This window comes from Paenibacillus sepulcri, from assembly GCF_042647105.1.
GTDB lineage: Bacteria > Bacillota > Bacilli > Paenibacillales > Paenibacillaceae > Paenibacillus_Z > Paenibacillus_Z sepulcri.
Genome location: NZ_JBHRUP010000001.1, coordinates 3567032 through 3588708, shown reverse-complemented (window position 1 = coordinate 3588708; position 21677 = coordinate 3567032). Strand labels below are relative to the sequence as shown.

22 protein-coding genes are annotated in these 21677 nt (G+C 53.5%); 15 read left to right on the top strand and 7 right to left on the bottom strand.

Features of this window, described 5'->3' with window-relative positions; translation table 11 throughout:
• Positions 1-75: 75 nt before the first annotated feature.
• Entirely contained in the window at positions 76-1416 is a 1341-nt protein-coding gene (locus tag ACFOLF_RS15880; RefSeq protein ID WP_379219474.1) for an IS3 family transposase, read from the bottom strand.
• A 386-nt stretch (positions 1417-1802) separates the two neighbouring features.
• Here ACFOLF_RS15880 and ACFOLF_RS15875 point away from each other — a divergent pair, with 386 nt between their 5' ends.
• The 5 genes from ACFOLF_RS15875 (at position 1803) to infC (ending at position 5586) form a co-directional block, all read left to right on the top strand.
• Positions 1803-2171 (top strand): GntR family transcriptional regulator, encoded by a 369-nt coding sequence (locus tag ACFOLF_RS15875; RefSeq protein WP_210043703.1) that lies wholly within the window; start codon positions 1803-1805, stop codon positions 2169-2171.
• Positions 2171-3064 carry an ABC transporter ATP-binding protein gene (locus tag ACFOLF_RS15870; RefSeq protein WP_210043790.1) on the top strand — a complete coding sequence of 298 codons (894 nt, stop codon included), beginning with the start codon at positions 2171-2173 and terminating at the stop codon, positions 3062-3064. Before ACFOLF_RS15875 ends, ACFOLF_RS15870 begins: the two co-directional genes overlap by 1 nt.
• Complete coding sequence (locus ACFOLF_RS15865) at positions 3064-3744, top strand: hypothetical protein (protein ID WP_210043673.1); 681 nt, start codon at positions 3064-3066, stop codon at positions 3742-3744. The genes ACFOLF_RS15870 and ACFOLF_RS15865 overlap by 1 nt, the downstream gene beginning before the upstream one ends.
• Positions 3745-3942: 198 nt before the next feature.
• A complete protein-coding gene (locus ACFOLF_RS15860) occupies positions 3943-5007 on the top strand; it encodes a metallophosphoesterase (protein ID WP_210043671.1) in 1065 nt (354 codons plus the stop codon).
• A gap of 96 nt (positions 5008-5103) precedes the next feature.
• Positions 5104-5586, top strand: coding sequence for a translation initiation factor IF-3 (infC, locus tag ACFOLF_RS15855; protein WP_210043669.1), 483 nt, complete (start codon positions 5104-5106; stop codon positions 5584-5586).
• Positions 5587-5869: 283 nt separating this feature from the next.
• Here infC and ACFOLF_RS15850 read toward each other — a convergent pair whose 3' ends face one another.
• Positions 5870-6085 carry a hypothetical protein gene (locus ACFOLF_RS15850; RefSeq protein ID WP_210043667.1) on the bottom strand — a complete coding sequence of 72 codons (216 nt, stop codon included), beginning with the start codon at positions 6083-6085 and terminating at the stop codon, positions 5870-5872.
• Between the two features lie 79 nt (positions 6086-6164).
• Positions 6165-6878 carry a FadR/GntR family transcriptional regulator gene (locus ACFOLF_RS15845; protein WP_379114149.1) on the bottom strand — a complete coding sequence of 238 codons (714 nt, stop codon included), beginning with the start codon at positions 6876-6878 and terminating at the stop codon, positions 6165-6167.
• A gap of 239 nt (positions 6879-7117) precedes the next feature.
• On the opposite strand from ACFOLF_RS15845, the gene ACFOLF_RS15840 reads away from it, so the two are divergent.
• Together ACFOLF_RS15840 and ACFOLF_RS15835 are read left to right on the top strand one after the other, a co-directional pair.
• Entirely contained in the window at positions 7118-8533 is a 1416-nt protein-coding gene (locus ACFOLF_RS15840) for an FAD-linked oxidase C-terminal domain-containing protein (protein WP_210043659.1), read from the top strand.
• Positions 8526-9878 (top strand): (Fe-S)-binding protein, encoded by a 1353-nt coding sequence (locus ACFOLF_RS15835; RefSeq protein ID WP_210043635.1) that lies wholly within the window; start codon positions 8526-8528, stop codon positions 9876-9878. The genes ACFOLF_RS15840 and ACFOLF_RS15835 overlap by 8 nt, the downstream gene beginning before the upstream one ends.
• A gap of 308 nt (positions 9879-10186) precedes the next feature.
• On the opposite strand, the gene ACFOLF_RS15830 is transcribed toward ACFOLF_RS15835, so the two are convergent.
• Positions 10187-10846, bottom strand: coding sequence for a GntR family transcriptional regulator (locus tag ACFOLF_RS15830; protein WP_210043633.1), 660 nt, complete (start codon positions 10844-10846; stop codon positions 10187-10189).
• A 327-nt stretch (positions 10847-11173) separates the two neighbouring features.
• On the opposite strand from ACFOLF_RS15830, the gene ACFOLF_RS15825 reads away from it, so the two are divergent.
• From ACFOLF_RS15825 to ACFOLF_RS15810, 4 genes are all read left to right on the top strand, one after another.
• Positions 11174-12292 carry a mandelate racemase/muconate lactonizing enzyme family protein gene (locus ACFOLF_RS15825; protein ID WP_210043631.1) on the top strand — a complete coding sequence of 373 codons (1119 nt, stop codon included), beginning with the start codon at positions 11174-11176 and terminating at the stop codon, positions 12290-12292.
• Between the two features lie 17 nt (positions 12293-12309).
• Positions 12310-13095, top strand: coding sequence for an SDR family NAD(P)-dependent oxidoreductase (locus tag ACFOLF_RS15820; protein WP_210043629.1), 786 nt, complete (start codon positions 12310-12312; stop codon positions 13093-13095).
• 114 nt (positions 13096-13209) lie between these two features.
• Positions 13210-14235 (top strand): zinc-dependent alcohol dehydrogenase, encoded by a 1026-nt coding sequence (locus ACFOLF_RS15815; protein ID WP_210043621.1) that lies wholly within the window; start codon positions 13210-13212, stop codon positions 14233-14235.
• 356 nt (positions 14236-14591) lie between these two features.
• A complete protein-coding gene (locus tag ACFOLF_RS15810; protein WP_210043610.1) occupies positions 14592-15092 on the top strand; it encodes a hypothetical protein in 501 nt (166 codons plus the stop codon).
• Between the two features lie 260 nt (positions 15093-15352).
• Here the strand turns inward: ACFOLF_RS15810 and ACFOLF_RS15805 are convergent, their stop codons facing one another.
• From ACFOLF_RS15805 to ACFOLF_RS15795, 3 genes are all read right to left on the bottom strand, one after another.
• On the bottom strand, positions 15353-16165 hold the full coding sequence (locus tag ACFOLF_RS15805) for an MBL fold metallo-hydrolase (protein ID WP_210043608.1): 813 nt from the start codon (positions 16163-16165) through the stop codon (positions 15353-15355).
• Positions 16166-16467: 302 nt separating this feature from the next.
• Positions 16468-17160: a PspA/IM30 family protein gene (locus ACFOLF_RS15800; protein ID WP_210043606.1), complete on the bottom strand. Its 693-nt coding sequence runs from the start codon at positions 17158-17160 to the stop codon at positions 16468-16470.
• Positions 17161-17223: 63 nt separating this feature from the next.
• The gene (locus tag ACFOLF_RS15795) at positions 17224-17457 is read right to left on the bottom strand and encodes a PspC domain-containing protein (protein ID WP_210043595.1); all 234 of its coding nucleotides are present in this window, start codon (positions 17455-17457) and stop codon (positions 17224-17226) included.
• 246 nt (positions 17458-17703) lie between these two features.
• Between ACFOLF_RS15795 and ACFOLF_RS15790 the strand changes: the two genes are divergently transcribed.
• The 4 genes from ACFOLF_RS15790 (at position 17704) to trpA (ending at position 21636) form a co-directional block, all read left to right on the top strand.
• On the top strand, positions 17704-18306 hold the full coding sequence (locus ACFOLF_RS15790; RefSeq protein ID WP_210043586.1) for a carbohydrate-binding family 9-like protein: 603 nt from the start codon (positions 17704-17706) through the stop codon (positions 18304-18306).
• Between the two features lie 294 nt (positions 18307-18600).
• Positions 18601-19563 (top strand): sugar-binding transcriptional regulator, encoded by a 963-nt coding sequence (locus tag ACFOLF_RS15785; protein WP_210043584.1) that lies wholly within the window; start codon positions 18601-18603, stop codon positions 19561-19563.
• Between the two features lie 32 nt (positions 19564-19595).
• Positions 19596-20882, top strand: coding sequence for a tryptophan synthase subunit beta (gene trpB / locus ACFOLF_RS15780; protein WP_379114152.1), 1287 nt, complete (start codon positions 19596-19598; stop codon positions 20880-20882).
• Positions 20821-21636 carry a tryptophan synthase subunit alpha gene (gene trpA / locus ACFOLF_RS15775; RefSeq protein WP_210043582.1) on the top strand — a complete coding sequence of 272 codons (816 nt, stop codon included), beginning with the start codon at positions 20821-20823 and terminating at the stop codon, positions 21634-21636. The genes trpB and trpA overlap by 62 nt, the downstream gene beginning before the upstream one ends.
• Positions 21637-21677 lie beyond the last annotated feature (41 nt).

The window sequence follows — 21677 nt, the reverse complement described above, 5'->3', positions numbered from 1 at the left end:
GAGGAAAAGACCGGAAGATATCTGGACTGAACTGTGACCCGATTTATGGACCATGTTGAAAAAAGACCTATAACCCTAAGCCGTCAAGAGGTGACTTCTGAATTCGTCAGGAGTCATTTTTTTTAATGTCCACTGATAGCGTTCGGAGTTGTAGTACAAGATGTATTCATTCACACGTACTCGTAGTTCCTTTAACGTCTGACAGTCGCTGTACAGGAGCTCGTCTTTCATATGGCCAAAGAAGGACTCCATAGAAGCATTATCCCAGCAATTGCCCTTACGGGACATCGACTGTTGGAAGCCCGCCTGCTGGATGAGGTGGCGGATTTTAGGGTGCGTGTAGTGCATGCCCTGGTCCGAGTGAAGGATGGCTTCGGGGTGGAGGGTTCCATCCAATCGCGTTTGCAATCTTTCCAGCGTTCGTTCCACAATAGAAAGCTCCAAGGTCGAAGATAAGCAATGCGCCAGGATCTGTTTTGTTGCTCCGTCCTTCACACAGGACAAATACGCCCATTGGCCTCCACCATAACGCATATAGGTAATGTCTGTGAGCAGCACCTTTTCGGGTTCGCCCGGATTAAACTGCCGTTTCAAAAGGTTTTCGCACGTCCGGTGTTCTTGCGTCGCTCTGGCCATTTTGCGATAAGGATTGGCTTGACGTACCGTGGCCCTTAGCTTGAATTTTCGCATCAAACGACGAATTTTCTTGTGGTTCATGACAACACCGTTAAGTCGTTCAAGCCGCATTTTAATCCCCAATGCACCGGCTTTGCCATTGAGCTGGTTAAAGTGGGTTTGAATAAGCTGCACATCGTATTCATCTACAACCTCTCGAAGTTGACGCTCTTCTTCGGCTCTGCACCAGCGGTAATAGCCACTTGTACTGACCTCAGCTGCCTGACACAGAAAGCGGGTTAAACGCCGCAAGCTATGCCTACGAATGGTTTGGTTAATGATCTGAAAGCGCCCGGAAGACGTTAAGGCCTTATTGGTTTGCCTTTCGAGCGCTTCGAGCTTTTTTAGAAGATCGTTTTCGGCCTCAAGAAGCTTAATTCGGGCTTCCGCGCGTCTGAGTTTCTCTTCAACCGATAATTCCCCGGCAGTTGTTCTCCCCGTACTTTCTTTTCCACGCTTTTCCTCCAATAGGCCAGCTTCACCCTGAGAGGCGTAGACCTGTCGCCAACGTAACAGACACTTTTTGGGTTTCTCATGCCCGATGACGTCCATATTAAAACCGGCTGCGTAGAAGATTTCCATGGGCGTCTGCCCCTCCAGATAGGCCTGAACAGCAGCGGTTTTAAATGTTGGAGCGTACGTGATGGTGGTGTCCGATACACGGCGTACATTCGGATTTAACTCCAGCTGCCTCATCTCTTGTTCCGTAAAGGTTCTTGATGCTCCCCTAGCTTTTCCCATGATCCCATACCTCGCTCGTCGTTATATAGTTCGATTAAAACACAAAATGACCCGTAAGAGGGGCACTTTTTTCAAAGTGTCCATCTTACGGGTCACAGTTCAGACATGATATCTACCGGTCTTTTTTTGTGGTCAAATGTCCAATCATAAATGAGGAGAAAATCCTGATATATTCTTTAATTGCAGAGGACGGCGGGCTAATCGCTGTCCTCTCTTTTTATGGCCTGTATCCGCTGTGAAGCCATGCCTGGAAGGGGAGATTATTTTATAGCACCCGCGTGAAAGACCGGAAGCAGCCTATTTTTTTGAAAATCTGTTGACAGCATCATCTTTCAGTTATATAGTTAGTTACATGAGTAGTTAACCAGTTTGGTGGTGATAAGGAAATGGCATTTTTGATTGATGACAGCCGGCCGATATTTGTTCAGATCGCAGAACGGATTGAAGATGACATTATTGAGGGCGTACTGCCCGAGGAGTCGCAGGTTCTTTCGACGAACCAGTTTGCCGCCTTTTACCAGATAAATCCGGCAACAGCGGCGAAAGGTGTGAATATGCTTGTTGACGATGGGATTTTGTATAAGAAGCGGGGGATTGGCATGTTTGTGGCAGAGGGCGCTCGTGCGAAAGTGATTGAGAAGCGGAAGGAACAATTTTTCGAAGAGTTTGTGGTCACAATGGTCCGGGAAGCGAAGAAGCTTGGGATCACGGCCGAACAGTTAACGGACATGATCCGGAAAGGGGACAATGCATGATGGGTAAAGTAGTCGAGTTGAACCGGTTGGTTAAGGCTTATGGAGATATGAAGGCAGTCAATAATGTCAGCTTCTCCATGGACGAAGAGAAGATCTACGGACTCCTGGGCAGGAACGGGGCCGGGAAGACCACGATCATGCATATGATCACCGCCCAGCTGTTCGCCACAAGCGGGGAGCTTAAAGTATTCGGGGAAGATCCTTACGAGAATAACCGCGTCCTCAGCCAGATTTGTTTTATCAAGGAAAGCCAGAAATATCCCGATGTTTACCGTATTATCGACGTGCTGAATATATCTGCGTCCTTCTTTCCCAACTGGGATCACAACTATGCGCTTTCGCTTGCCGAGGAGTTTCGGCTCCCGCTGAAACGGAGAATGAAGAAGCTTTCCAGAGGGATGCTCTCCTCCGTCGGCATTATTGTCGGTCTTGCAAGCCGTGCGCCGCTCACGATATTCGATGAGCCTTACCTGGGCTTGGATGCGGTGGCCCGCAGCCTGTTTTACGACCGGTTGATTGAAGATTATTCGCTGCATCCCCGGACGGTCATTCTGTCCACGCATCTCATCGATGAAGTAAGCCGCATTCTGGAGCATGTGATGGTGATCGATAACGGGAACTTGATTATTGATGAGGATGCCGAGGCGCTGCGCGGCCGGGCATTCACCTTGGCCGGGCCAAAAGCTGCTGTTGAATCCTTCACGGCCGGCAAGGAAGTCATCCATCGGGAGCCTTTCGGCAACCTGGTCACAGCAACCGTAATGGGCCATTGGGATTCCGGGGAACGCAGGCAGGCAGAAGCATTGGGACTTGAGCTTGCTCCCGTATCTCTCCAGCAGCTGATTATCTATCTGACGAATGGCAAAACGCAAAGAAAGGCGGTCGAAGTCTGATGAACCGAGTCGCAAGCGTTGTGAAAATGCACAGCAGGGATAAATGGTCGTGGTTTATCGTCCCTTGGCTGGTCATGCTTTCCAGCTTCATAGTCAATCTGGGTATCAGTATTTTTATTGAAGAACCTCTCAAGACCGGTGGGCTTGCCTCCATTTACATTTATATGTTTGTAGCCGGTATTATTACGCTGGCACAGACATTTCCGTTCGCGCTTGGCATGAGTGTAAGCCGAACGGATTACTTTCTCGGAACCTCGGCCATGATCCTTCTTTCTAGCGTCGGATCCGCTATTATGCTGTTTCTTCTTGGTCTTGCGGAAGGATGGACGGACGACTGGGGGAGCGATCTGAATTTCTTCCATCTGCCGTATATCACCGATGGTCCGCTCATTAATCAATTAACGGTGCCGCTTGTCATCTTGTTGTTCATGCACTATCTGGGGATCCTGATTGCTGCGGTACACAAGCGTACGGGGAAAAACGGCATGTTTATCGTTTCAGGCATTCTGCTGGTAGCGGGCACCGTGCTGGGGTTTCTGGCCAATTATCTGAACTGGTATCCTGCCATCTTTGAGTGGATGGGGAACCAGACCGCTGTCGACTATATCCTGTGGATGCTTCCTTTCATCGTTGTATTCGCGGCTGCGTCTTATCTGCTCCTGCGCAAAGCGACGATATAATCTCCTGGCTTCCTGGAGCCGTCGTCTATGATTAAAATGACCGCCATATGCGATTGCCGTCCGGTAGCTGCCGGACGGTATTTTTATGCCCGCAGAACATTACGCTCCGGAAGAATAGGACAGCTGGACAGTAATAGTTTCCGGGAGGATGGATAAAGCTAAAGCATACACCCCTTTATTAAGGAGGGTTTATCGTTTATGCGGTTAATAACAGTACAGAGACGGTTTTCGGCATTATTGATCTGCTGTATGCTGGCCGGGCTTTTGACGCACGCCGTCTATGCGGAGGCAGGCGGAGAACTGGCGGGCCATAGTGAGGGCTGGCCATCCCATTTTCACTTTTATGCACGAAATTCTTCTTCAATGTCACGGGAAGCCGTGGAACAGAAGCCTTACGATTTCTCTTTTGTATGGATGTCCGACACCCAGTATTATTCCGAGAGCTATCCATACATCTACAAAGGTATCGTTAACTGGATCGTGAGTCACCGGCAGGACATGAAGATCAAATATGTGATTCATACCGGCGACATCGTCGACGATGCCGGCAAAAAAAAACAATGGGCTGAAGCCGACAAGAACATGAGAGTCCTGGAGAAATCAGGCATTCCGTACGGCATACTGGCCGGTAACCATGACGTGTCGCAGCGCAAGGGCGATTACCGGCAGTACCGGAGATATTTTGGCGAACGCCGGTTCAAGAAGCAGCCTGCCTTCAGCGGCTCCTACCAGAATAACCGCGGCCATTATGATCTGATTTCTGCAGGCGGCGTCGATTTTATTCTGGTTTACATGGGCTGGGGGATCGGGGAGCCGGAGATCGTCTGGATGGATGATGTAATCAAGCGGTATCCTGGACGCAGGGCCATACTCAATCTTCATGAATATTTGCAGATCTCCGGCAGCCGATCACCGCTTGCGGATGAAGTGTATGAGCGGGTTGTAAAGCCGAACAAGAATGTATTTGCCGTATTATCCGGTCACTATCACGCTGCGAAACAACTGATTAATGCCATTGACGATAACGGGGATGGCGTGCCTGACCGGAAGGTATACCAGATATTGGCGGATTACCAGAATGCCCTGAAAGGGGGACTTGGCTATATCCGGCTGCTCCAGTTCAGCGTGAAAACCAATAAAATCTACGTCAAAACATACTCGCCTTATCTGGATGATTATAATTTCTACGATCCGGTGGACCATCCGGGCAAGGATGAATTCGCGCTGGATACGGATTTAACCCCAATGGGGAAGGGGAGCTGAGTGTATTCAAGACCGCCGTAATCATTTGCGGGCCGCTTCCGATCCATTCTATAATAGTCATAAGGATGCTGAAATGGAGAAGGAGCGACCGGGTACATGATTGTGAATGAGAAAATCAAAGCGGCTGAAGTTCAGCTCACCGGCTTAAAGGGCGAGGATCTGGGAGTTGTGCCGACGAGCGAAGCGCTGGCCATGGCCAGGAAGCTGAAGGTGGATCTGGTATGCACCTCACTGATGAGCAGTCCGCCGCCCTGCAAGCTGATGAGCCGGGGATTGGCCAAGCAGGCAGCTGCTGCGGACAAGCGTGAGTCCACCAGAAATCAGCCGGCGAAGCTGAAGGAGATCCGTCTGACGGCGGCCATCGAGGACCATGATTACGATACCAAGCTGCGCCAGAGCGAAAAGCTGCTCTCGTCGGGGAACGCTGTGCAGCTGGTTATCCGCCTGAAAGGGAAGGAAGGCCCCAAGGCCAAGGAGCTGCTTGAGCGGATGCTGAAGGATCTGGCTGCCTCCGGCAAGAAGGATACCGGCATTCAGGTCAGCGGCAAGCAGGCGTCAGTCCGCGTCAATCCGCTTTAAAACGCGGGTGAGCGGTGAAATCAAGAGATTGGGCAATATTGGTCTGAAAATAACACAAACAGCTTCAACCGTCGAGGTTGGAGCTGTTTGTGTTCGAGAAGCTTTTACTCTTTACGGCCCGTTGCTGCATGCGGTGCCTTCGGAGGATGGGCGCTGCTCCTTCTTAAAATATAAGACAGGCCAGGTTTCCACTATACGCTGCTTATATTTTTGGAGGGAAGAAACCTGGCGGCGCCCCCAAAGATCGCCGCTTCTTCTTGTGGAATGCGGAGTCTGCGTCTGTTTATTCCTGCCGCTCCCGTTTGTCTTTCTCCACCCGGGGCTTTCCCTCAAAGCTATGCTGAATGTTATCGACCATTTCCCCGACGGCTTCGCTTATCATATCGGTAACCGCGATGTCCTCGCGATCCCTCGGCGTGTTGATGCCTGCCTCTGTATTGGAGGTTGCATTATAATAGTCAGGATTGGTAATTTCATGCTCCGGTTTCTTCTTGTTCATGGGGGTTCGCCACCTTGTCTGTATGTGATGGTAATAACTTACCCCAAAAAAAGCGGCAGCAATCTTGGCCGTGGTATACTCAGGACCGATTGGTCTTCTCATACAGCACCCGTTCCACCTTGGCGATATGAGATTCCATCAGCTGCGCGGCGAGGCGCTCGTCCTGGTTGGCAATCGCTTCATAGATGCCGGTATGCTCGGTAAGCAGCCGCTCCGCAGAGCGAAGCTCGGCATAAAACCATAAAGCGCGCGTATCCTTCATGCTGTCATGCAGCTTCTCCGATAAGGAGCGGACGAGGTCGGTCAGGACCGGATTTTGCGCAGCCTCGGCAATTTGGAGATGAAACCGGACATCGGCCTGCTCGCCGGCCTGTTCATCGGACAAGTGCTCTCTCATGTCCTCAAGCGTTTCCCGCAAAAGCTGCAGATGGTTCTCCGAGCGGTGCTTGGCGGCGAGAGCGGCGCAGCCGGATTCCAGCACCTTGCGCACCTCAAGGATATGGCGCAGAGATTCCGCGCGGGACATCCATTCGGCAGCGTTATCCGGAGGCGGTGCCGGCTCAGGAGCCTCGGCCCTGATATAGGTGCCGCCGCCTTGGCGGATATCGAGCATGCCCACAGCCTTCAGCGCGCTGAGCGCCTCCCGGATGGTAGAGCGGCCGACGCCAAACAACGCGGCAAGCTCCACGACGGAAGGCAGCTTGTCGCCTTGCTTCCACTCTCCGGCGGCGATTTGCGCTTTCAGATCATTCATGACCCATTCGCTGCTTTTCAGCGGTCTTGTATTTGTCACCTGTATGTAGTCCTTCCCGTTGCTTCTTAAATAATAAGCAGGCGTTGATCCGCGCTTTGACCCTTCAAGTGTCGTTCAATTCTCCTGAAGAGGGACGCACGAGCCCTCCGAAACCTGCGCTTACAAATTATTGTACCCGTTTTTGATCCGGTATGGTATACTTTCGAGTAATTAAGTCATCAGATGACCTGATCAATTATTTTAATGCTGTTAAATGTTTTTTGGGAGGTTGTGGTTAAATGCTAGCTGAAGCAGTCAAGAAGGAACTGCAGGCCATCATGGGCGACCAGTGGGTTAGGGACGACAAGGAAGCGCTCGTCACCCATTCGTACGACGGCACTCCGATGCTGCAATCGCTTCCGGATGGCGTGATTTATCCGGCCAGCACCGAGCATGTTTCGGAGACGCTCAAGGTGCTGAGCCGCCACCGTATTCCGGTGATCAGCCGCGGCTCGGGCACCAATCTGTGCGGCGGCACCGTGCCGGTGAATGGCGGGGTTGTGATGGTCATGCACCGGATGAACAAAATTCTGGAGGTTGACCTGCAGAATCTCACGGCGACTGTGCAGCCGGGACTGAATACGAAGCAGTTCAGCACGCATATCGAGGGGCTGGGGCTGTTTTATCCGCCGGACCCAAGCAGTATGGCAATCTCTACTATCGGCGGCAATATAGCCGAGAATTCCGGGGGGCTCCGCGGTCTGAAATACGGCACCACCAAGGATTATGTGCTGGGGCTGGAAGCGGTTCTGCCGAGCGGCGAAATCATCCGCACCGGCGGCAAGCTGATGAAGGATGTGGCGGGCTATGATCTGACGAAGCTGCTCGTCGGCTCGGAAGGGACGCTCGCCGTCATTACGGAGGCGACGCTCAAGCTGATTCCGCCTCCCAAGTACAAGAAAACGATGCTGGCGATGTTCAAGGATATCTACGACGCGGCGCGGACCGTGTCCAGCATCATCGAGAACCGGATCATACCGGCGACCCTGGAGATTCTTGACCGTCCGACGATCCGCGTGGTGGACGATTTCGCCAAGCTGGGACTGCCGCTGGATATGGAGGCGATTCTGCTGATCGAGCAGGATGGCGACGAAGAGACCGTCGAGCGGGATATTCAGCGGATATCCGAGATTTGCCGCGCCGAGAATGCGGACCGGACGGAAATCGCGGCGAATGAAGAGCAGGCGCTGAAGCTGCTGACGGCCAGAAGGAGCGCCTTCACCGCCCTTGCCCGTCTTCGCCCGACGACCATTCTGGAGGACGCTACTGTGCCGCGTTCCAGGATCGCCGATATGGTGCTGGAAATTAACAGGATTGCCGAGAAGCATAAGGTTCAGATCTGCACATTTGGCCACGCAGGCGACGGCAATTTGCACCCTACGGCGACGACGGACGCGCGCGATCAGGATGAGATCCACCGCGTGGAAGCGGCCTTCGAGGATATCTTCGAAGCGGCGATCCGCCTCGGCGGCACCATAACCGGGGAGCATGGAGTAGGACTGGTCAAGGCGCCGTTCCTGGAGTGGAAGGTCGGTTCCGTGGGAATGACCGTCATGAGCGGCATCAAGCAGGTTTTCGATCCGGATGGACTGTTGAATCCGGGCAAAATGTTCGCCAAAGCGGCGCGTAAACGGGTGGTGATCGAGCATGGCTAAGCAGCTGACGGAACCGGGAATGACCGTTTCCCTTGTTGAATCCCTGCAGAAGAAGCTAGATTACGATGAATTGATGAATTGCATGCGCTGCGGCTTCTGTCTTCCTGCCTGTCCCACTTTCAGGGAGACGGGGCTTGAAGCGGAATCGCCGCGCGGCCGGATTGCTCTGATGAAGGCCGTAGTGGACGGCGTCATGGAGCCGGATCATGCTTTTGAGACCCAAATGGATCATTGTCTGGGCTGCCGCGCCTGCGAGCCGGCTTGTCCGGCCGGCGTAAAATACGGGCAGCTGATCGAGCAGACACGCGATGCCGTGGAGGACCATACGGTCCGTCACCGCTGGTGGGTGAAGTCGGCGCGCAAGCTGGCATTCGAAGGCTTGTTCCCGCATCCCCGCCGGATGCGGCTGCTTGGCGGCGCACTGAAGGTCTATCAGAAGTCAGGCCTGCAGAAGCTGACGCGCAGCACCGGAGTGATGAACATGTTCCCCGACCATATGAAGAATATGGAGAACATATTGCCTGAAGCCTCAAGCGCCGGAGTCGTCAAGGAAATTGGCGTCCGCCACCCAGCCAAGGGCGAGCGGATCGCAACCGTCGGACTCTTCCGGGGCTGCATCATGGACGTTATGTTCACAAAGACGAATGTGAACACAGTACGGCTTCTGACGGAGGCAGGATTCGAGGTTGTCATTCCTGACGAGCAGACCTGCTGCGGGGCGCTCCATGCCCACAGCGGCGAGGCTGGCGGCGCGCAGAAGCTGGCGATGACCAATATCCGCGTATTCCGCGAGGCGGGCGTGGAGTGGATTGTGTCCAACGCCGGAGGCTGCGGGGCGCTGCTCTGCGAGTACGACCATCTGCTGCATCATGATCCGCAGTGGAAGGAGGATGCGGCCTGGTTCGCATCGCACTCGGTGGATGTCGCGCGCCTCATTGTCGAGCACGGCCGATTGCCGAAGTTCGAGCTGAAAGAGGATGAGTCTGCCCGCATCACCTATCAGGACTCCTGCCACATGCGCAATGTCATGAAATCCTCCGACGCCCCGCGCAAGCTGATGCGCAGCGTGGATGGCGCGCAGTTTGTGGAAATGGTGGAGTCGGACCGCTGCTGCGGTTCGGCGGGCATATACAATTTGACGCAGCCGGATATGGCCAATCAAATTCTGGACCACAAAATGGAGCATGCGAAGAATACAAGCGCCGGCTACATGATCACGAGCAATCCCGGCTGCCTCCTGCAGATGAAGCTGGGTATCAGCAAAAGTGGATTGGACAAGGAAATGCAGGCCGTCCATTTGGTTGATTTTCTGTACGAGAACATGACACCGGGCGGGAACGGGTAACCGGTTCTTGCATGGCTGCTGTTTCGATGCAGGCTATAAGCCAGTGAAAGCGGCGTTCCGACCCGGGAATCTGCGAATGCTCCCCCTTTTTCGCTTCAAGGGCAGCACCAAGAGCCTCCAGCTCCATCGTATAGATGGGTTGGAGGTTCTTTTTGATTATTCGCATCATAGATGGTCTATATTCAAGGTTGATTTTGATTTGCATAAATACATGAGTTAACTCTCCTGAGAAAAATCCAGCATTCATTGCTGCAAAGAGGAAGAAACGGTTAGCAGAAGACTACACAGTCAGCCAATCTTGGGCCATTTCACTTCGTAAAACAAAGCAAATTTTCGTCGCCCTCCAGATGCTTGAGGACCGCCTGCTGGATTTGCTCGGGATCTTTGGTTCTGAAAGCATCCAGAAGGGCTTGATGATCGCTTTCGATATGACTCAATTCATAAAAAGGAAGATTCTTGGAAAAATGCAGGCGGATCTGGTTGACGATGCTCTGCCAGGTCAGCATTACGGTACGTTCTGTCGCCATGTCGAGAATGGTCTGGTGGAAAAGCAGATCCAAATCCACGAGCCGGGAATTCTTGCCTTGTTCCACAGCATCGCGCATCTCGCCAATGATCTCCTCCAGTTTCGCAAAGAAGGCATCATCCATTTTATCCAGATAGCGCCGGACGACGAACGATTCAATATGGAAGCGGATGGGAATCAAAATATTTTGAACCTCTTCGGCATCCAGATCGGCGACGACGGTTTCTTTATAAGGAAAAGAAATCAGCAGCCCTTCCCGCTCTAGCTGCCGGATCGCTTCACGTATAGGACCGCGGCTGACGCCCATCTGCTCGGCAATATCCATCTCCTTGATTCGCGCGCCGGGCTGAAGATGCCCGTTCAGGATCGCTTCCCGCAGGTCGTTGGTCACTTTTTCCCGCAATGAGGTATTGGCTTGCTGTTTGAACGTGAATTCAGCCATGTCAGTAAATTCCCTTCTAATTTTCAACAAAATGATCGGATAACATGTAGTATACTTCGAAACCGGGAAAAAATCACGAGGTTGAAAATTGTCAACAACGCCGCAAATGTAGTTAACTAAATATTGTTGACAATATTTAAATAGAGGACTTAATATAATAACAATGGATAAAAATGTTCTATGCAAGCAGATTAACATCTGGTCAGGGTCATAAGATTAATCCGCCAAACAGGTAAGGGCATTAATAGTTAATCCGTAATCAATAATTTATCTCTTGATATTTACAGCCAGTCATCCATCCCAAATAAGGAAGCGCGGTGAGCATCCATGAAAATTACAGAGGTTGAATCCATTTATTTGAGAATTCCTGATCTGGACGCAAGCAAATGCGACGGCACACAGGATACATTAATGATCCGTATCCACACGGATGAGGGTATAACGGGACTGGGCGAGGTTGACTCTGTTCCACTCGTAGCGAAAGCGGCAATTGACGCTCCGCCTTCTCATTCGATTGCAACGGGCTTGAAATCACTGCTTATCGGGGAGAACCCGCTGGAAATCGACCGGCTCTGGGATAAAATGTACCGGGGAACGATTTATTTTGGCCGCAGCGGACCGGCTATTCATGCGATGAGCGGCATTGATATGGCGCTATGGGATATTATGGGCAAGCACGCGGGCCGACCGGTCTCCGAGATGCTTGGCGGCACGTACCGCTCACAGCTCAAAGCCTATGCCAGCTCGCTGATGCCGGACACGATCGGGGAAGCTGTCAGTCTCGCCGACCAGTTTGTCTCTCAAGGCTACCGGGCGATGAAGTTTGGCTGGGGGCCGATCGGCCGCGATGCCAAATTCGACGAGCAGCAGATCCGCTCCATCCGCGAAGCTGTAGGCGATGATATTGATATCATGATCGACGCGGGGCTTGCCTGGGATTTGAAGGGTGCGCTGAAGATGGCCGAAATCTATGAGAAATACGGCGTGTATTGGCTGGAGGAGCCGCTTCACCCCGAGGATATCGCGGGCTACCGGGCGCTGTCGGACCGCACTCATTTGCATATTGCCGGCGGCGAGCAGGAGAGCGGCGTTGCCGCCTTCCGCCGGCTGATAGAGGACGGGCATCTGGATATCGTTCAGCCGGACCTCGGACGCTGCGGCGGTCTGACGGAAGGCAAACGCATTGCCTATATGGCGCATGAGCGTCACAAGAAAGTCGTTCCGCATGCATTCAAGACAGGAATTCTGGTCGCGGCAAGCACGCATTTTGCAGCTTCGATACCCAATGGCTTCATGATTGAGCACACGGTGTCCACCTCTCCGCTTTCGAGGGAGCTGGTTGCGGAGCCGATTGTCTTCAAAGACGGTTATGTGCAGGTACCGAAGCTTCCGGGGCTTGGCGTTACGGTGGATGAAGCGGTTGTCGAGAAATACCGTGTGAAGTAAGGGAGGCGACAAGGGCGATGGCGAATATGCGCAGATTTGAAGGCCAGGTTGCGCTCGTAACGGGAGGAGCGACTGGAGTCGGATACGCCACGGCCAGCCGGCTTGCTTCCGAAGGGGCAAAGGTTGTTATTACGGGCAGGCGCGCTGATCTTGGCGAAGCGGCCGCCCGGACTTTGACGGAGCAGGGGTTCGCAGTGGAATATACCGCCGGAGACGTCTCGGATGAGCTGTCGGTGAGCGGCATCTTTACCCATGTGGAGCGATCCTACGGCAGGCTGGATATTCTGGTGAACAATGCAGCGGCGTTTCAGCCAATCCGTTTTCTTGGCGCAGACCGGGCCGCCTGGCGCAAGGTGTTCGACATTATCGTAGACGGCACCTATTTCTGCACGCAGGCAGCGGCCCAGCTGATGATAGCCAACCGTATTCAGGGCCGCATCATCAATGTCTCTTCCATCAATGGCGCCCGTGCGCTTGAGGAATCGTCGCACTACAATGCCGCCAAGATCGCGATGGACCAATTAACCCGCAGCACGGCGCTTGAACTGATGGACGAGGGCATCCGCGTGAACGGTGTCGCGCTTGGTTTCATTGACACGCCGATGTCGGTCGTGGATGGGGTTAAGGAGCATGAGACGGAATGGTTCCAATCCATTTATGCCGCACGCGGCAAAATCATCCAAAGACGTTCCGGGCAGCCGGAGGAAGCCGCCGGAGTCATAGCTTTTCTCGCGTCGGAGGACGCCTCGTACATATGCGGTGCGGTCCTGCCGGTAGACGGCGGGTTGTCTGTCACGTTTTGACCGGCGAATACGAAAATGAGCTTGTAACCCTGTTGTTTATTGGGCATACTCACGCATACTTTAAATATTGAACGGGATGTTGATACGGATTGCTCGAAGGAAGGAGATAATCGAATGCAAGCACTTATCTATGAAGGTCCCCGATTGATGAATATGAGAGAAACGGAAGAGCCCGTGGCCGGTGAGGACGAGGTCTTGATCCGGGTTGCCTTTTCGGGTATTTGCGGTTCGGAGCTAAGCGGGTATCTGGGCAAAAACTCGCTCCGCAAGCCTCCCGTCATATTCGGCCATGAATTTTCCGGCACCATCGCCTCGCTGGGCAGCCGGGTTGAGGCATCCGGTCATTGGGCTGTGGGCCAGCGTGTAACGGCGAACCCGCTAGTCACCTGCGGACAGTGCGGGAAATGCCTGAGCGGCAGGCAGCAGCTGTGTGTGTCGCGCAAGCTGTTGTCCGCCGCGCTTCCGGGGAGCAATGCGGAATATGTGAAAATTCCGGCTGCTTTCCTCCATGCGCTGCCTGGCGGAATGAGCCTTCAGCAGGCGGCTATGGTCGAGCCCGCCGCATGCGCGGTCAGGGCCGCAGAGCTGGCCGATGCGAAGCCGGCATCGACGGTGCTGATTCTGGGCATGGGGCCGATCGGCCTGCTTACCCTGCAAGCCGTGCTCCAATACGGCGCAAGAGAGATTATCGCCGTTGATATGAACGAGGAACGTTTGGCGATTGCGCGCAAGCTTGGGGCAGCGCACCTGATCTGCCCGTCGCAGACCGATACGCTGGAAGAGGTCAAGCGTCTTACAGGCGGAGCAGGCGTCGATACAGCCATTGATGCGGTAGGAGCGGGATTGACGCGCAGGCAGTGCCTGCTCGCATGCGCATCGGGCGGACGGGTTGTGTTTACAGGCCTGCATGAGGACGAATCGATGCTGCCGGTGAATGTGGCGATCCGCAGCGAAATTTCGCTGACAGGGTCTTTTGCTTATTCGCAGCTTAATTTTCGCACAGCTCTGAGCTGGGTGCATGAGGGACGGATGGGTCTTGCGGACGGCGTTGTCGAAGCGCCTCTTGGCGAAGGGGCCAAGTGGTACGAAACCCTCTTGAACCAACCCGGCCATGTGTCCAAAGTGCTGCTGGTTCCATGAAGCGTCCGCAGGTGACCGCACATGGCTACCAGCGTCAAGGACACGTGGAGCTGAGTGTCCCTTGGACGTCGTCAGCCGGGATAAACGGTAAGCTGCGCCATTATTGCCACCGTGTATGAAGGGCCTGCATCCATGGGTCATTCCGGTGAAGTGGTTGGACAGCCGTCATGCAATGCCACACCGCGTGCGGGGAGCTGCTTGCGGTGCGGAAAAAATGCGGAGGCTGCCCGGGGCCGGATGAGGGAATAAGAACTGCAACTCAAGCAGCAGGAGCGCCATGCAGGCTTTCGTAGGAACGCGGCTCTGTGTTATACTTACAAGCAAAATTGAACCGTGATCCTGGAGGCTGTAATGGAATGCTTAGTTTTGAAGAAAAGCTTGCGATAATTGAATCCTTTCCCCAGCTGGAGCGAAAAAACGTCTCGCTGGGACGTGTGAATTTCCACTTTGAAGAAAGCGTCCATGACAAGAAGATCGTTGTTTATCATCTGCATCCGGGCGGCAACGGGTTTGTTTATGCGGGACTGCTAAGGGGTTATGAGACCGATGAACGGGGCTTCGCGAATATCCGCGAGAGCTCGGCGGAGGAGCTGCGCTCCCTGATAGACGAGTCGATCCATTCGATGTCCATGAAAGTGCCGCAGGCGCCGCAGCCCAAAAGCCGAAGGAAGCAGGCTGCGGCAAGCCAAGAAAGCGGGCAGGCGGGCAGCTGGAAGGGGCCGGATGATCAAACTCTGGATCTGAGGCTGGAGGACGATCTGTGGTATGTCTATGCCGGACTGAATCTTGAAATGGTTTTTGAAACCTACGATGAAGCGGAGCAGTATTTGCAAGAGGAAGGCTTCGAGCCGTCATAAAGGGACCAAAAGCCCGGTGTATGAAGCTCAAATAGGGGTTCCATGATACTTTGCTACAACTTCCGGGGGAAGAAACGGCTGCTCCGTCAAAAGACGGGAACAGCCGTTTCTTTTTAGAATCTAAGAAAGTAGAAGATTCCTTTTACTTTGCTTATATTTCAAGAAAAGAAACTTGCTGCTACGTCAAAAGGACGGCGAGCAAGTTTCTTTTTGTTTTGTCTCGTTTAAACAAGCGGCTGAAAGAGGCAGCCTGCCGCCGGTCACTCGCGCAGCAGCTTGATGTTGTTCTCATGCCGGCGGGTCAGACTTAAGGAATAGCGGTAGCCTTGCCGTTCCACAAACCGTTCAAAAGGCTGCCGGCTGCCGGAAACCGCCTCTGCTTCAGCCAGATCCAGATAGGCGAGGGAAGCTTTCACGCGCCGCTCCATCTCGGCCTGTTTCTCCGTCACGGAGCCGTGACCCGGAATCATGACGCGGACCGATCCGCCCGCAACCAGACGCTGCATGGTGTTCAAGGTCTCGCGGTACTCGGGGAAGCTGTAATAGACAAAAGGGAACTCGATGTCAGAGGCATAGTCTCCGGCGATAAGCAGTCCCAGCGGTTCAACAACGGTCAGGATGCCGTCCGGATTATGACCGTGTGCGATGTAGAAGGTTAATTGGGTATTGCCGATATGCAGAGTTTGACCTTCTTCGCGGATGACATAATCAACAGGAGGGTAAAGCAGTTCATAAGGCCGGTCCAAATAAGCTTCATCGTCATAAAGCTGGACATCCCGGATCGCCTGTTCCTGATCGGTTTGCTCGGCAAAGGCTTGTCCGGCGATCGTAATGGCATCCGTGAAGGCTCCATATCCGGCGATGTGGTCAAAGTCGGAGTGGGTGAAAAGCAGGTAAAGCGGCCGGGAATCCCTGATTTCATCAATATGATGGCGCAGCGCCTGAATTTCGGAGGGCAGATAGCCAGGGTCAACGAGCAGCACCAGATCATGTGTTTCAATGATGGTGGTGTTCATTCGGTACATCATGCTGCTGTAAACCGAGATGAAGCTTCGTTTATAGATGATATTCATGTCATACTCGACCTCCCCGATCATAAGACAACAGTTCCCCCGTTCGCGTGTTTTGGTACCCGCAAGATGATAGATTGATTAACCGCTTACGCTGGTTCTTCTATTTTACATGCTGTGATGGGATGTTGCTACACTTTATGCATGCGTAACATGCACGAAGCCTCCCTTCGGAGGTGCACGATGACTGCTGTGCTTCTCCGGGGGAGGCTGTTTCCTTACCGCTTCTATATGATCGCTATAACTGCAATTATAGCGGAGTATGCACGCCTCGGGGTCTTAGGCGTTTTCAAGAGGACGATTCGTCAAGCCTGCGTTCTCTTGCGAAGCTGCTCCAGCTGCTCATTGATGAGTGAATCCTTCGTCGACTGTTCCTCGGATTCCGAAGGATATGAACCTGCGGCGCCTGCTGCTCCGGCATAGCCGTAAGGTGTTTTTTTCACCTGGGAATAAGCTTCCCATTGATTGATTTTGTCTTCCATCCGCTGAAAGCCGCGCGCAGCGGTGCCTTCCTCGAAGCCATTGCTGAAGCTTGGCGTGGATGTATGGGATTTGGCCTGCGTTTGCTGCATGCGGGCAACCAGATCGTCGCGTTTCTTCTGCATGACTTTCAGCTCAGCCTTGGCATCTTCCAGCCGCGGTTTCAGCTCGGCAATCCGGACCTTCGCATTTTCCTGCCACGCTGCGGCCTCATGTGACTTCTCCGTATAATGCAGCTTTGCCGAAAGGGCTTCGCGGGCTGCCGTCTCATAACCGTTCGTCATCGCTTCAAGCGCCTTCGCATCATACATGTCCGCAATCCGGCCGGCCTCTTCCGCCTGCTGTCCATGCACGCGGACCGCAGCCTCCTGCTTGTGAAGCTCTGCCTGCAGGCCGTCGATTTCACTTTGCATATTGCGTACGTAATGATTCAGCATCATGCCCGGCTCTTCCAGCTTATCCATCAGCTCATTCGCTGCTGCTTTTGTCATATCAAATAGTCTGTTTAAAACTCCCATTGTTCATACACTCCCTTATCATGTTTGGTTTTGAAATCCGGTGTTCTTGCCGATCGCCTCTGCTTAGTTGTATGGATTGTAATGAAAGTGGTTCATGTTCATGATCGGATTCTCGGGCTCTTTTGGAATGATAAAGCTCGCGAGCAGATAGATCAGGAAGATGGTGCCGACGCTGAAGCATGCCGCCGCAACCAGGATGACTCTGAGAATCGTGGGGTCAATGCGCAAATATTGGCCAAGGCCCCCGCATAATCCGGCAAGCTTCCGATCTGTTCTGGAGAGATATAGTTTGTTCATGTGTGACAAACTCCTTTCTTATTTTAAAGGCGATTTAAGATTCTCTTCTTTCGATAGCTTTATTGTAGCTCCCCGCCGGAATGTCTAAAACAGTCCTGCGGCGGTTTTTCATGCTGGGCTTAAGTCGGGGACCCTATCCGACTCAAGGGGCACACGAGGAGAAATTTATCATTTACAGCCAGGCGCGCGATCTGGCATGATGGGATCAACTGAATTGGAAATCAACCAAGGAGAGGGGCATGAATAATGGAAACGCAAAATTCGTACAGCTGTCAGGAGCTCGGAGAATCCGGGGTGGTTTGGGAGAAGATAGAGCGGATTGCGCTGTCGGATGTCGTATCAGGCGGGGTTCCCCAGGCACTTACTTATGTGCAGATGCACTGGAACGCTGAGGGGCTGTACATACGCTTCACAAGTCAGGATGATTATGTGGTTTCCGACTTCACGCAGCATGATGAGCCGTTATATGAGCAGGACGTGGTGGAAGTGTTTATCGACGAGGAGGGGGACGGCAAGGAATATCTGGAGCTGGAAGTCAGCCCGCATAATATTGTCTTCGATGCTTATATCACCAATGATCTGAAGGGTAAGATTGAGGCCCGCACGGAATGGCATTTCGATGGCTTGGTGAATAGTGTGAGGACCCAGGAGGGCGGATGGACGCTCTATGATATCCATATTCCGATGCGGAATTTCAAGCGGCCGATAGCTGCCGGAATGAAATGGCGGGTGAACTTTTACCGGATTGACGACAAGCCGGATGGCGTACGTGAGTTCAGCGCATGGCAGCCGACGGGCAAAGTGAATTTTCATATGCCGGGCAAATTCGGATGGTTGGTGTTTGTTTAATCATTCTTCTGCCATAACGTCCCCAAGAATAGCCTCAGGAACCCCTTTTTCTTCTGATAAAGGGGTTCTCGAGGCTGTTTTTTGTCCTTAAAACATGCAAACGTAACTGGCCCTATAATGCCTGTCAGGTTTCAGGGATGAGAAAACTCAACACGGTCACTGAGAGGAGGCAAGGTTTTTTCTTGCTTAATGTCCGGGTTTACAACCGGCGGATACAGCGGTATACTTGCATGTACATAAGTGTATTACATGAACAAATGTACACAGCATTCAATCAGGAGGCATCGAAGACAAATGTCGGAGATCAATCATGAACGTTTTCGGCTGCTGGTGAAGATATGTCAGCTCTATTATGAGGATGGCTTGAACCAGCAGGAAATCGCCAAACGGCTTGGTATTTCGCGTCCGCATGTCAGCAGGATGCTGACGGCTGCCAGGAATGAAGGTATTGTGCGCATCTCCATCAACAACCCCTTCTCAACGGAGCAGGAGCTTGAGCGGGCTTTTATCGAAACCTTCGGTATCCACGATGCGCTCATTGTCGATTCGGCGGAAGCGGAAGGGGATAAGCTGTATGCGCAGCTTGGCCGAACAAGCGCTGCCTTGATGGAGTCGGTGCTGAAGGACGGCGATATCGTCGGCGTGATGGCTGGCAGAACGGTTGCAAGCGCTGCGGAGGAGATGGATTATTTTGCGCGTGAGGAACTGCAGTTTGTGCCTCTCGTCGGCGGTTGGGGTCCGGCAGGCGCTTCATGGCATGCCAGCTCGAACACGATGGCTTTTGCGGGGAAGCTGAAGTCCAAATACTGGATTATGCATGCACCCGCTGTTGTGGCCAATGAAGCGACAGGCCGGCTCCTGCGGCAGGAACCGGAAATCGACAAGGTGCTCCAGCTTGCGCGGCGCTCCCGTGTCGCGGTTGTCAGCATTGGCGAAGTGGGCAGGCAGGCAACCATGGTCACCTCGGGCAGCTTCAGCGCGGAAGACATGACAGAGCTGCGGAATAGTGGTGCGGCGGCAAACCTGTGCGGTTCTTTTCTGGATGGAGATGGACAGGAGATGTTGTTTCCCGGGAGAGGCCGGTTCATCGGACTGTCTGCCGGCGAGCTAAGAGGCATTCCCAATGTTATTGCGATTGCCGGGGGCATGAGCAAGGTCGAAGCGATTACAGCTGTGCTGCGCGGCAAATGGATCGATATTCTGGTGACGGACGCAGCGACGGCAAGAGCCGTTATGGAGTTTCATCACAAGCATTGAGCACAGGAAGCAGGAAGGGGAAATGAATTCAAATGATGAAGCATGCAGCGGGTTCTATACCCGAAGCGGCCAATTCTCTGTTCACGGAGAACGGCTATTACGGTTCCTATGGCGGATCGTTCATCCCGGAAATACTGGTTCCGGCCTTCGCGGAGATCAACCGGCATTTTGAACAGATCCGGCATGACGAGGCTTTCTGGCAGGAGTACTGCGCGCTTCTGGCCGATTACTCCGGACGGCCAACGCCGCTGACCTATGCGGACAGGCTGAGCGCGCATTTTGGCCGGGCGAAGATCTATATCAAGCGGGAGGACCTGAATCATACCGGGGCGCATAAGCTCAACAATGCGCTCGGTCAGGCCCTGCTGGCCAAGCGCATGGGCAAGACGCGCATCATTGCGGAGACGGGAGCGGGACAGCACGGGGTGGCGACGGCAACGGTTGCGGCGAAGCTGGGCTTGTCCGCAACCATCTATATGGGGCGCGAGGATATGGAGCGTCAGTATGCCAACGTCTTCTGGATGAAGCGGCTGGGAGCCGAGGTGGTGGGTGTCGATTATGGCTCCCGGACCTTGAAGGATGCCATTAATGAGACGCTGCGGGATTGGGTATCAAGCTTTGAGACGACCCATTATGTACTGGGCACTGCATCGGGGGCTCATCCGTTTCCCGCTATTGTCGCTTTCTTTCAATCGATCATCGGCATTGAGGCGAAGGAGCAAATCCTGCGCTCAGCGGGGCGGCTGCCGGACCGTGTGTATGCATGTGTAGGCGGCGGCTCCAATGCGCTGGGGGTATTTCAGGCTTTTTTCCCTCATGATGAAGTGAAGCTTGTCGGTGTGGAGGCCGGGGGCCAAGGCAAGGAATCGGGCCAACACGCTGCCCGGATTGCTTACGGCGAAGGAAAATCCGGGATTGCGCAGGGCTATAAGACAATGTTTCTGCAAAATGGAGACGGCCAAATGAACGATACGTACAGCATTGCCGCTGGCCTTGATTATGTCGGGGTCTCGCCGATTCTGGCTGATTTATCCGAGAAGGGGCGCGTGCGCTTCACGGCTGCGACCGATGCGGAAGTGGTGGAGGCGCTGCAGCTGGTTATGAAGACGGAGGGGCTGATTCCGGCACTGGAGTCGACCCATGCTTTTGCCGGGGCATTCCGGGATATTGCCGAAACCTCGAAATCGGACATCTTCATCATCAATATGTCCGGACGAGGCGACAAGGACATCTTTAACATAGCGGAGGGATTGCAGGATGAAGAATGGAAAGCTTTTATCAAGCGGAAAAGCAGCGGCCTTGAAGACCAGTCTTGCTGAACGGATCATCCAGGGGCGCGCTGACAAGGGAATCCAGCTGATGACCCATCAAATTCTGGGCTATCCCGATTTTGACGCCAATTACGAAATGATCCGTTTGTTCCATGAGAGCGGCGTGGATCTGGTCGAGCTTCAGCTGCCCTTCTCGGAGCCGATCGCCGACGGTCCCGTATTCCTCAAAGCCAATCAGGCCTCACTGGCAAGCGGCACGACGACCCGGCAGTGCATGGACTTTGCCCGGCGCGTGGCGGCGGATTTCCCGGATATCTCCTTCCTGATCATGACCTACTATAATATCGTGATTCAATACGGCACGCAGGCATTTGTGCAGGAATGTGCGGATATGGGCATTCGCGGTCTGATCGTGCCCGATGCCTGCCCGGAGGAAAGCGGATCCTTCCTGGAGGCCTGCCGCGAACATGCCGTGGAGCCTGTTCTGATCGCAACGCCTTACACATCGGCTGACCGCCTGCGCTATCTGTCGGAGCAGACGGGAGGCTTCCTGTACTGCGCGGCGCGCAAGGGTGTTACCGGCTCGAAGACATCCTTTGGCGGGGAAACCGATCACTTCCTGTCGCGGGTCAACGGCTATGCGAAGACGCCAATCGCTGTCGGCTTCGGCATTCAGAGCGCCGCAGATGTGGCTTTCCTGCAGGGGAAATGCGACATTGCCATCATTGGGACGCAGCTTCTTCATGTGCTGGAGCAGGATGGGCTTCCGGGCGTGGAGCGGTTTCTGAAATCGCTGCAATAATCTGGACGTATCGTTTGTCCCTATATATACATAAAGAAGCT